Annotated in this window: 4 protein-coding genes and 1 pseudogene; all 5 read left to right on the forward strand. The window is 39.3% G+C overall.

Annotation, left to right across the window (positions count from 1 at the left end; all coding sequences use genetic code 11):
* The coding region (locus ADS77_RS20990) for a transposase (protein WP_054456178.1) at positions 1–759 on the forward strand (759 nt) is incomplete at its 5' end.
* Between the two features lie 337 nt (positions 760–1,096).
* A pseudogene (locus ADS77_RS22995) lies at positions 1,097–1,360 on the forward strand (hypothetical protein); the annotation flags it as partial.
* Positions 1,361–1,524: 164 nt separating this feature from the next.
* Positions 1,525–1,977 (forward strand): hypothetical protein, encoded by a 453-nt coding sequence (locus ADS77_RS20995; RefSeq protein WP_054456181.1) that lies wholly within the window; start codon positions 1,525–1,527, stop codon positions 1,975–1,977.
* Positions 1,978–2,116: 139 nt separating this feature from the next.
* Positions 2,117–3,094 (forward strand): alpha/beta fold hydrolase, encoded by a 978-nt coding sequence (locus ADS77_RS21000; protein WP_054456183.1) that lies wholly within the window; start codon positions 2,117–2,119, stop codon positions 3,092–3,094.
* 387 nt (positions 3,095–3,481) lie between these two features.
* Positions 3,482–3,615: helix-turn-helix domain-containing protein (locus ADS77_RS21910; protein WP_152960613.1), on the forward strand; the 134-nt coding region annotated here is incomplete at its 3' end.

A 3,615-nucleotide genomic window follows, 5' to 3' on the forward strand; every position in this document is an offset into this window, starting at 1 on the left:
AACGCGTTGTATCAGTGTTTATTTAAAGCCGCATGGCAAACGCTGAGCAAATTTGCGAAACGAAAGAGGCATGGTCAGTTAGGTATGACAAGCGTACTGCATACGTGGGGGCAGAACTTAAGCCAGCATATTCACCTGCATTGCTTGATACCCGCAGGTGCGCTTGATAAAGCGCACTGGCATGAAATAGAAAAAGGTTATTTATACCCCGTTAAAGCATTATCAACAGTGTTTAGAGGGAAAATGCTCGCGGCGCTCAATGAATGCGATAGTTCATTCGCGAAGGTAAGCACACCAACCAAATGGTGCGTGTATAGCAAAGCCTGTTTAACGTACAGTGAAAAGCTAGTTAGTTACCTTGCGCGTTATACCCGAAAAGGCGTGATGTCAGAATCGCGATTAGTGTCAGCGACTGAAGAAACAGTGAGCTTTAAATACCGCGATTATAAAGATAATAACCGGAATAAGGTCATGACACTGAGTTGTGACGAATTTTTACGGCGTTATTTACAACATATATTGCCAAAGGGGTTTATGCGTATTCGCCACTATGGCTTTTTAGCTAATGCGTGTCGTAAACAAAAGTTAGCGTTAATAAGGACTCAAGAGTCACACACATGTAAACCAGTGAAGCCAAAAACAGAAAAAGATCCATTGATACCGCATTGGCCTTGCCAGTCATGCAAGGCGGGTATCTTACGATTTATTGGTATAGCAGAGTCTGATGCGGCAACAGTTACAACAGAGCGAACGAGTTAGCGGGCTAGCCTGCTTAATAGAATCAATATGTTAACCTGCTTAATTGTTCAGGCTAATAGCGGCTGTGTGTTTTAATAATATGGTTGCTTATCAAGCTAAATTTAGGTGTAATAAGGACATAATAAACGCTGAGCAATGCAGGGACAGCTTAGATACGATATACACGTCAATGAAATTGGCTAAATATCGGTTAGGCCATAAAAAGCAAATTCCCATAGCATAAACAATACCAACGCGAACACACCGAGCAGGTAGCGCCTCAGTCCAACAAGCGATTATGCAACACAAACAGCGTGTCGCATAAATACTAAAATGTTAAACTGAATTTGGTGGTCGCCAAGGTGCAGTTCATGATGGTTATCGGGGGCAATTTTTCTGGCACATCAATGATGTAAATTGCAGTGATTGGGATGCTTCCTATATTTTCGAATCTGGCCAGGTAAACCCTGGAGAGGAATCAAATTGCAAAGTGGTGTTGTCAGAGAACGTTAAAAAATACTCTAAAGGTGTTTTCCCTACTGAGCGCCAATTCGGTATAAGAGAGGGCTCAAAAATTATAGCTGTAGGTGTAATCCTTGAGAGCAATGTACAAAATGCATAACAAGGCCATCTTGCATCGCCCCAGCAAAAAGACGCTGGGGCTGGACAGTCTTTCGCTACGGCCTTTTGTGCGTGGCTACGCCATTGTCGCACAAAAGGCCTCCACTCAAGCCTGCCGCAAATGGCGGCGTTAAGCAGTTATCGTTATCCCAATTAGGAAAAGTTATGAGTAAGCAGAAACGACTCCCAAATGGGATGCCTATAAATTCGATAAAAAACGTTTATATAAATGAACTTGAACGGCATTCTAATCAGTTAATAGGTGAAATTAAACTATTCCTAGTTGAGCAAATTCCATCGGACGTCACTAAAGCGACGGTAGAGGTTTTCCCTGATGAATATGGCGACGGTTATATTTCTATAGGTTTATATCTTGATAGTCCAAATGGCGCTAAACATGTTGCATTTGCTGAATATGTAAACGACTTGCCTTTGATAGATGTTCAGAGTTATGAAGAAGAGTTTAGCATTCCAGACTTAGTCGTTGATTATGTAAAGCAGTGGTTTTCTGAGTGTTGGTGGAAAGCTTGTGGTTGGGATTATAATATTTCCGTTGAATTATATGGTCACGAAGGGTTTGGAAACGGTAATTCAATTAAACTTACAAGAAACTGCTAGCAAGGCATTTAAACGGAACTAAAACAGTGGGTTACGTTCCGCTTCGCTACACAGTATAACCAACAATTTTAGTCCGCTTAATATGGGCGTTAGCTGCCTAAGTAGAGTCCCGTGAATAACTTAACGTGTTGTATTAAAAATGAAGAATGAAATTAAACTAATTTTCTATATTGTTTTTGCTGTGCTTGTATCTGGCTGCACTTCAATTGGGAGCTACATAATATCAAATCCTGATGTTTATCTATCAGAGGCTGAATTTATCAAAGCTGAGCCTGAAGAAATCGGTTTCACAAAACATGAATTTTGTTCACATACCACAAAAGAGTGTATTCCATATTTAACAGCGCCTCCTTACCTTTCTGAGGATTTTCCGTCGGGTAGTTCTGTTTATTACAACCTTCACGCAATAGGCAATGGAGTAGAAAATACGATATCTCATACAATGACACCTGATACATTTAATCGTTTAAAGGGAACTGCTCTATTGCTGCATGGATATGGAGGTAGTAAAGAGGTTATGATGGCTACGGCGATCTATTTTAGAGCTCTCGGCATGAACGTGGTCATCCCTGATTTATTTGGTCATGGCGAATCAAATGAAAAGTTTGCTTTTGGTACGAGGGAACATCAAGCGCTTTCCCAACTCCTCAGTAAATTGACAAATAAAAGAGAAAATAAAGAATTAACTGTTGTTGTTGGACACTCAATGGGAACTTTAGCTGCAAGTAACTTATTGTCATCTGATCATGTAGATGCAGCTATTTTACTAGCCCCTATGATGAGATTCGACCTTGCAGCAAAAGAATATTTACCAAATAAAGCTCCTATGTTAAACAGTATGTTTTCTGATCACGTACATGAAATTGTTACTCAGACAATGGAAGATGCATCAGTTACATTAGAAGACACAGATTTATTAATTAATTTAAATGAAAGCAGTAAACCAACCTTGTTAGTAAACTCAAATATTGATTCGGTTTCACCACCGGATTACTTTTCGTCCGTTAAAAATAAACAGATAACAAAATTTACATTTGAAAATCGCGCTCATTCAAGCTTGATGGTCTTCAATAAAGAAGACTCCAGTAAAATAGAAAAATGGCTATTTGAGCTTTAAATTATTACAGTGGCAGCTAACAAGCTGTTAAACAAGGACTAAATATAGTTGGCTTTTGCTCCGTCGTCGCTAATTTTAGCCAACTTATGTGGACTCCCTCTTGTCAACAACAAAAACTTTTAACACAAAGAAATAAATGCATACTTATGTACGAGCTCTAAACTGAGAAGCTATCTCTGGCTCTTTGATATTTACGCGAACTGGTTGTCAAATCTATAAAGCGAGCTAAAAGCTCTTAGTTGGCTACTGACTAAACCAGTTGATTTTTATCTTCCCGAATTCATTATGCAAGTGCACCACTGACCATAACCCACCAATAAATATGACATTCTGAAATATTTGCTAATGTAGTAAGTGCGACCAAACTCATTATCGAGGGAATTCAGAATGTCTTACGAACATCTTAACAGTTTCGAACGAAAAGCTATCTACTATCGATTCAATAGTGGCGAAAGCTGCCGATCCATTGGTAAACTATTAAATCGACACCATACAACTATCATGCGTGAAGTTAAGCGAAA

The organism is Pseudoalteromonas porphyrae, from assembly GCF_001298125.1.
In the GTDB taxonomy this organism is placed as follows: Bacteria; Pseudomonadota; Gammaproteobacteria; order Enterobacterales; family Alteromonadaceae; genus Pseudoalteromonas; species Pseudoalteromonas neustonica.